Raw genomic sequence first — 7,448 nt, 5'->3', positions numbered from 1 at the left:
GAGTTCAATGTGCGCCCCGGCGAGAAGATCGCCAGCGACGGTGTGGTGGTGTCCGGCACCTCGGCAGTCGATGCCAGCATGGTCACCGGCGAGTCGATGCCAGTCCAGGTCGCCCCCGCCGACACCGTGACCGGCGGAACGGTCAACGCCGGCGGGCACCTGCGGGTGCGGGCGACCCGCGTGGGAGCGGACACCCAACTCGCGCAAATGGCCGCGATGGTCGAACGCGCCCAGACCGGCAAAGCCCACGCCCAGCGACTGGCCGACCGGATCTCAAGTGTCTTCGTGCCGGTGGTCATCGCCGTCGCCATCGCTGTCCTCGGCGCGTGGATCGGCGCCGGCTATCCCCTGCAAGCGGCGTTCACCGCCGCGGTCGCTGTGCTGATCATCGCCTGCCCCTGCGCTCTGGGACTGGCCACCCCGACCGCACTTCTGGTCGGTACCGGCCGCGGAGCCCAACTCGGCATCGTGATCAAAGGCCCCGAAGTCCTGGAATCCACCCGAACCGTCGACACCGTTGTCCTCGACAAAACCGGCACGGTCACCACGGGACAGATGACACTCGTCCAGGTCACCACTGCTCCCTCCACCACTCGCGAAGACGTGCTCGCCCTCGCGGGGGCGGTGGAGAATGCCTCCGAGCACCCCGTCGCGGCCGCCATCGCTGCTGGTGCAGCCGCCGAAGTCGGGCCGCTCGACGAGGTCGACGACTTCCGCAACTTCGAAGGTCGAGGCGTGCGCGGTCTGGTCCAGGGACGTGTGGTCACCGTCGGGCGTCCGACGCTGCTGGCCGAACACGGCATCGCCGTGGATGACCCTCACCTCAACGAGGCGCAGACCGCCGCCGAAGAAGCCGGACAGACCGCCGTACTCGTCGCCTGGGACGGCCGCGCCCATGCGGTCCTGGCGGTCGCCGATGCGATCAAACCCACCAGCGCACACGCCATCGCCCGGCTCGCCGCACTGGGTATGACGCCCATCCTGTTGACCGGCGACAACCAGACCGTCGCCGATGCCGTGGCCGCTGAGGTCGGTATCGACACCGTCATCGCTAACGTCTTGCCGGCCGACAAAGCCGCCGTCATCACCGACCTGCAATCCGACGGCAAGGTTGTGGCCATGATCGGCGACGGCGTCAACGACGCCGCTGCCCTGGCCCACGCCGATCTCGGGCTGGCGATGGGCACCGGCACCGACGCCGCCATGCATGCCGCTGACATCACCCTGGTCCGCGGCGACCTCAACGCTGCCGCCGACGCGATCGCCTTGGCACGCACCACTCTGAAAACGATCAAAATGAACCTGTTCTGGGCATTCGCCTACAACGTCGCCGCGATACCGCTGGCCGCGCTGGGACTGCTCAACCCCATGCTGGCCGGGGCCGCCATGGCGTTGTCCAGCGTGTTCGTCGTCAGCAACAGCCTGCGGCTGCGCGCCTTCACCAGCCCGCCCCACTCATCGTCCACAGTTCCACCCACCAACCCCTCGACGTATACCCCCCAGGGGTATAAGGTAGCGGCATGAACGAGCACTCTTCCCCTGAGCACGTCGGTCACGACGCCGCCGATGAACGCCACCACGGCCAACTCGCCGCAGCGTCACACAACCACCACGATCACCATGCTGAGCGCGCCCGCGCAGACCATGATCACGCTGGGCATGGGGGGCATGGTGATCACGTCGGGCAGTTCCGGCGGCTGTTCTGGATCATGCTGGCCCTGGCTGTGCCGGTCGTGGCCTTTTCGCCCATGTTCGCGATGCTCATCGGCTATGACCTACCCGATGGTGAAGTGTTGAAGTGGGTCTCACCGGTGCTGGGTACGGCGATGTACTGCTGGGGTGGGCGGCCGTTCCTGGTAGGCGCCTATTCAGAACTGCGGTCGCGTGCACCGGGAATGATGCTGTTGATCGCCTTGGCGATCACGGTGGCCTTCGTGGCGTCCTGGGGTGCGAGCATCGGTGTGTTGCACCACGAACTGGACTTCTGGTGGGAACTGGCGCTGCTCATCGTGATCATGCTGTTGGGGCATTGGATCGAGATGCGGTCGCTGGCCCAGACGACCTCGGCCCTGGACTCGCTGGCCGCGCTGCTGCCCGATGAGGCCGAACGCGTCGATGGCGACCAGATCACCACGGTTGCTCCCAGTGAGCTGCAGGTCGGAGATGTGGTGATCGTGCGCCCGGGGGCCAGCGTGCCGGCCGACGGTCGCGTCGTAGACGGCTCGGCCGAGCTCGATGAATCCATGGTCACCGGAGAATCGCGCACGGTGCGCCGCGGCATCGGCGATCAGGTGGTGGCCGGCACGGTGGCCACCGACTCGGGGCTGCGGGTCCAGATCACCGCCACCGGCGATGACACGGCGCTGGCCGGGATTCAGCGCCTGGTGGCAGACGCGCAGAACTCCACCTCCCGCGCCCAGCGGCTGGCCGATTCCGCTGCAGCGCTGCTGTTCTGGTTCGCGCTCGGCTCAGCGATCATCACCGCCATCGTGTGGACGGTCATCGGCCAACCCGACCAGGCGGTGATTCGAACCATCACCGTGCTGGTCATCGCCTGCCCGCACGCACTCGGCTTGGCTATCCCCCTGGTGGTGGCCATTGCCACCGAACGCGCCGCCCGCGGCGGCGTGCTGGTTAAAGACCGGTTGGCACTTGAGGCCATGCGCACTGTGGATGCGGTGCTGTTCGACAAGACCGGAACCCTGACCAAGGGTGAGCCCACGGTCATCGAGATCGCGGCCGCCGACGGCGTCGATGAGGACACCGTGCTCGCCCTGGCCGCCAGCGCCGAAGCCGACAGTGAGCACCCGTTGGCGCGAGCGATTGTCGCAGCTGCCGGAGACCGCGCGCGGCCGGTGCCGGCGGCCACCGACTTCACCTCGTCACCGGCGGTCGGTGTGACCGCTCGCGTCGAGGGCGCCACAGTGCGGGTGGGCGGGCCCCGCATGCTCGAGGAACAGGGCCATCAGGAACTGGCCATCGCTGATCGCTGGCGCGCCGACGGCGCAATCATCCTGCATGTCACCCGCGACACTGAGCTGATTGGAGCTCTCAAACTTGCTGATGAGGTGCGCGGGGAATCCCGCCAAGCCGTCGAGGTGCTGCACGCCCGCGGGGTCGAGGTTGTGATGATTACCGGCGACGCCGAAGCAGTGGCGCACACCGTCGCTCACGACCTCGGTATCGATCGGGTGTTCGCCGGTGTACGGCCGGAAGACAAAGCCAGCAAGGTGGCCGAACTGCAGCACGAAGGCCGCAAGGTGGCGATGGTGGGCGACGGCGTCAACGACGCCCCCGCCCTGGCCCAGGCCGATGTGGGCATCGCGATCGGGGCCGGCACCGACGTCGCGATCGCCTCGGCCGGGGTCATCCTCGCCAGCGACGACCCCCGCTCGGTGCTGTCGGTCATCGAGCTGTCGGACGCCAGCTACCGAAAAATGAAGCAGAACCTGTGGTGGGCAGCGGGATACAACCTGATCTCTGTACCGCTGGCCGCCGGAATTCTCGCGCCCATCGGGTTCGTCCTGCCGATGTCGGTCGGAGCGATTCTGATGTCAGCCTCGACGGTCGTGGTCGCACTCAACGCGCAACTGTTACGCCGACTCGACCTGCAGCCAGGCGCGAGTACAGTGCGTGGACTGCAGCACAACCGACCGAGATCCATTGAGAAGGTGAGTCCATGACCGCTGCGTCCGCACCGGGACAATCCTCCACCCCGGAAGAATCCTCTGCCTCGGAACACTCTTCCCACGGTTACATCAGCGATAAGGGCAAATACCTGGCCCGCCTCAAGCGCATCGAGGGGCAATCCCGAGGTATCTATCGGATGGTCGACGAGGAGCAGTACTGCATCGACATCCTGACCCAGATTTCGGCGCTGACCAAGGCGCTGGAGGGGGTCGCGCTGGGTTTGCTCGACGACCATCTCACCCACTGTGTGCTCGATGCCGCCCACGCCGGCGGGGACGAGGCGCAGGAGAAGATCGCTGAAGCCTCGGCGGCCATCGCTCGCCTCGTTCGTTCCTGAGCCACCCACCACGCCGGGTTCGTCACAGGCGTGGTTCGCCGACCCACTGCGGCACCACCGGCCCCGGCGCGCGGGCGTCTGCATCAGCGGCCATCGCCAGAACCACCCCGCGATCGGCCAGCCACTGTGCCGGATCGACGTTGACTCCCGTCGGGTCGAGAACCTCGAAATGCAGATGCGGGCCGGTCGAGACCCCACGGTTGCCCACTGTGGCGATCGATTGGCCCATCCGTACTCGCGCGCCCTGCTCGAGCAGATTCTCGTCGTTGTGGCCGTAGGTGGTGATCGTGCCGTCATCGTGCCGGATCCGCATCCACAACCCGAACCCCTCGGCAGGTCCGGAGGTGATGACCTCCCCGTCAGCTACCGCGACAATGGGCGCGCCCAGATCATTGCCGATATCAATGCCCTGATGGCCCCGTCCGTCACCGAAGGTGGACGTGATCTCGCCCGCAGTCGGCGCCACCGCACCGCCACTACCGGGCAGCAGCGGTGTCGGCGTTCCGGGTTCCTGCGGCTGGGGGCCATGCGGCTCGTTCGGATCGTGCGGCACGATTGCGGCGATCAGGGTGGCTACCAGCCGAGCCAGCGGTAACGCGTCGATGATCCGGAACCCGTCTATCGGATCAATGAGCGAAAACGTGCCGAAGCACTGCAGTGCGGCTGCACTGCCCGCATCGCCGACGCTGCCCGACTGGGCCTGAGCGCCCAGGCAGGACGCCGTCTGCGTGATCGGCTTCCCCAAATTCGCAGCCGCGGCACCACCCAAAGCGGCCTTCACCGAGTCCTGCACGATCGCGATCAGCTCCCCGGCCACATGTCCATCGGTCGAGGCCGCCGCCGGTGCGGTGGCAATCACAGGCGCAACGCCCACGCACACCGCCGCTGCCACCCCCAACGCTTTGGGGCCCCACTGCTGCCCCGCCTTGACCCGTAGCGATGTCAACACCATCTGCATGCGGTCGGACCTTTCCCGCGGACGTCGTAGACCCACGCACGAGTGCCATGCGTGTACCCGCGAGATCACACCACAAGTCACTTGTGCCCCACCAGTCACACGCGGCTCCACTACGAAGCGAACTAATCGGGCATTGGTGGCTTTGTTTGCGCAGTTCACCGCCCGTTTTGTGGGTGCCGGGCAGGCGACTAACTACTATCGGTGTTAGTAGAATTGTTATCGAAGCGCCGCCGGGCGGTGGCGAAGTATCACTCTTGAGGAGGAGATCGATGAGAGTCACACGAACCGGTGTCGTCGTTGCTGCCGCGGCGGCTGTTCTGACAGTGGTGGCCGCGTGTTCGGACACCTCGACTGAGGATCATTCCTCGATGTCGGGGATGGGTACCAGCACGGTCAGTACCGAATCGTCAGCGGCGGCCTCTGCCGAACACAACAGCGCGGACATCTCGTTCGCCCAGCAGATGATCCCGCACCACACCCAGGCGATCATGATGAGCGGCATCCTGTTGGAGAAGGACAACATCAACCCCCAGGTCGTCAGTCTGGCCCAGCAGATCAAAGACGCTCAGCAGCCTGAGATCGAGCAGATGCAGTCGTGGCTGAAGCAATGGGGAGCCCCACTCGAGGGCCAGGGACACAACATGGACATGGGTACGTCGATGGCGCCGGGTTCCTCCCCGATGCCGTCGATGATGGGCATGATGTCGCCAGAACAGATGCAGCAGCTACGCGACGCGCAAGGAGCCGAGGCGTCGCGCCTGTTCCTGACGCAGATGATCGAACACCATCGCGGCGCCATCGCCATGGCCAAGACCGAGATTCAAGACGGCCAATCGCCCGAGGCGATCGCTCTGGCACGTCAGATCGTCACTGATCAGGAGAGCGAAATTGCGAGGATGCAGCAGCTTCTCAACAACCCCTAGCGGTCGGACCTGCCCGGGTCGGTCTCGGCTACACACACATCGCGATCACCATCGCCGAGACGACACCGGACACCGCTAGCGTGGTCGGCACCGCCACCACACCAGCCACCGCCGCGGCAGCACCCACATGATGACGTCGCGACCGGCACCGGTGACCGGAGTCCAAGCGGCTCAACCGAGGCCCCACCGACGACGAATCGCTGATCGACAACACACCCACCGGGCCCGCTACAGGTCCCGAACGGGCCAACGTTCCCAACGCCGAGCAGACCGCCCGCGCACCCACCAGCTGGGCCGCGCGGGCATCGGCGGCTTGCTCGACCAAGCCGGCGACCTCACGGCCCGCGCGGCTGAACAACGGAATCAGCGGGAACGCACGCCCGAGAGCGCGGGCCGCCAACACCACGGTGTGATGACGTTGCCGCCGGTGTGCGCGCTCATGAGCAACGACGGCATCGAGTTCCTCACCGGACAACGCCGCCTGCAACCCGGTCGTGGCGGCAATGCCGGCATCCTTGCCCGGCAGACAAAACGCCATCGGCCGCCCGTCGGCGAGCCACCACACATCGGGATAGCGCTCACTGCGGGCGCCCACCAACCGCAACGACTGAAGATACTCCTCACGAGCACCACGCATCCGCACCGCCGATCGCACCGCGATCGTCACCGCTCGGACAATCGCTGCCACGGTCACCACCGCCAGCACGCCACCAGAGATCGCTTCCACCCGCGGGGATGCGCCGTGTGACAACACCCGCAGACACGACACCACCTCAGACAACGAATGGATGCCGAAATGACCGGGAACCGCCAGCGTCACAACAGCTCCCACCCACAACAACGCAAACACGACCTGCGCGGCCGGCCAGGCCACCAACACCCAACGAGCATCGATACGGCCCTGCACCCGAACCATCCATCGAGGCCACAGCCAGCCCAGCACACCTGCGGCAACAACTAACACCACCGCTGCACTCATGGATGCTCACCCATCGTTCGCCTCGATCCTCGACGGCCGCCGTCGTGCTCGCTGAGACCCACGCTCAATACACCTTCCCGGCGGTCCGCCACCTGCACCACCAGCCAGTATGCCCCAGGGGCTCGTCCGTGACGCCGCAACTCCAGCACCCACCGCGCCGCCAATTACTAGGCCCTATAGTAGTTAGATGACGCGGGTTGACCCAGCCTGCGCGTACTAGTTCGAGGGATGCGCTGTGACCGAGAACCCGAGGGGGACGCACTCGCCCCCGGACGACCACCGTCGTCAGTATCTGCATGCCATGCGCGACGTCTACCGGGCACCCACGCCATACTCGGCCCACCAGTTCTTCCACCGCGCCCATCACTTCAGCGTCACCTCGAACCGACGCCGCCACCTCGCCGCACACATCGGTCTCGTCCGCCACCTCGCTGCGATCGGCGACCTCGCCGGGGCGCGTCACCACCTCGGTACGGTCCTTGCCTCCCTCGTCCTCCAAAGACATTGCGGCCAACAACCTTCGCAGGCTTCCATCCCCATCCAGAAGTCGTGACCACGACC

7 protein-coding genes are annotated in these 7,448 nt (G+C 66.3%); 5 read left to right on the top strand and 2 right to left on the bottom strand.

Translation table 11 applies throughout. The features are described from left to right. The 3 genes from B1818_RS23580 to B1818_RS23570 form a co-directional block, all read left to right on the top strand. The coding region (locus tag B1818_RS23580) for a heavy metal translocating P-type ATPase (RefSeq protein WP_078114159.1) at positions 1-1,524 on the top strand (1,524 nt) is incomplete at its 5' end. Beyond that, a complete protein-coding gene (locus tag B1818_RS23575; RefSeq protein WP_078114158.1) occupies positions 1,521-3,683 on the top strand; it encodes a copper-translocating P-type ATPase in 2,163 nt (720 codons plus the stop codon). The genes B1818_RS23580 and B1818_RS23575, both read left to right, overlap by 4 nt. Then, positions 3,680-4,027, top strand: a complete 348-nt coding sequence (locus B1818_RS23570) for a metal-sensitive transcriptional regulator (protein ID WP_005195356.1) — start codon at positions 3,680-3,682, stop codon at positions 4,025-4,027. Before B1818_RS23575 ends, B1818_RS23570 begins: the two co-directional genes overlap by 4 nt. A gap of 22 nt (positions 4,028-4,049) precedes the next feature. Here the strand turns inward: B1818_RS23570 and B1818_RS23565 are convergent, their stop codons facing one another. Further along, a complete protein-coding gene (locus B1818_RS23565; RefSeq protein WP_005179985.1) occupies positions 4,050-4,985 on the bottom strand; it encodes a M23 family metallopeptidase in 936 nt (311 codons plus the stop codon). A 269-nt stretch (positions 4,986-5,254) separates the two neighbouring features. Between B1818_RS23565 and B1818_RS23560 the strand changes: the two genes are divergently transcribed. Continuing rightward, positions 5,255-5,908, top strand: coding sequence for a DUF305 domain-containing protein (locus B1818_RS23560; protein WP_078114157.1), 654 nt, complete (start codon positions 5,255-5,257; stop codon positions 5,906-5,908). Between the two features lie 28 nt (positions 5,909-5,936). Here the strand turns inward: B1818_RS23560 and B1818_RS23555 are convergent, their stop codons facing one another. Further along, positions 5,937-6,887, bottom strand: a complete 951-nt coding sequence (locus B1818_RS23555; protein ID WP_005179979.1) for a M56 family metallopeptidase — start codon at positions 6,885-6,887, stop codon at positions 5,937-5,939. 235 nt (positions 6,888-7,122) lie between these two features. Between B1818_RS23555 and B1818_RS23550 the strand changes: the two genes are divergently transcribed. After that, positions 7,123-7,440, top strand: a complete 318-nt coding sequence (locus tag B1818_RS23550; RefSeq protein WP_058252957.1) for a hypothetical protein — start codon at positions 7,123-7,125, stop codon at positions 7,438-7,440. Positions 7,441-7,448: the final 8 nt, after the last annotated feature.

This window comes from Gordonia sp. IITR100 (assembly GCF_002009645.1).
Lineage (GTDB): Bacteria > Actinomycetota > Actinomycetes > Mycobacteriales > Mycobacteriaceae > Gordonia > Gordonia hongkongensis.
This window is presented reverse-complemented; position numbering and strand designations above follow the sequence as displayed.

Excerpts from the sequence above, each read along its gene's own strand:
- B1818_RS23575 (WP_078114158.1), top strand. The coding sequence starts at position 1,521 with ATGAACGAGCACTCTTCCCCTGAGCACGTCGGTCACGACGCCGCCGAT.
- B1818_RS23570 (WP_005195356.1), top strand. The coding sequence starts at position 3,680 with ATGACCGCTGCGTCCGCACCGGGACAATCCTCCACCCCGGAAGAATCC.
- B1818_RS23565 (WP_005179985.1), bottom strand. The coding sequence starts at position 4,985 with ATGCAGATGGTGTTGACATCGCTACGGGTCAAGGCGGGGCAGCAGTGG.
- B1818_RS23560 (WP_078114157.1), top strand. The coding sequence starts at position 5,255 with ATGAGAGTCACACGAACCGGTGTCGTCGTTGCTGCCGCGGCGGCTGTT.
- B1818_RS23555 (WP_005179979.1), bottom strand. The coding sequence starts at position 6,887 with ATGAGTGCAGCGGTGGTGTTAGTTGTTGCCGCAGGTGTGCTGGGCTGG.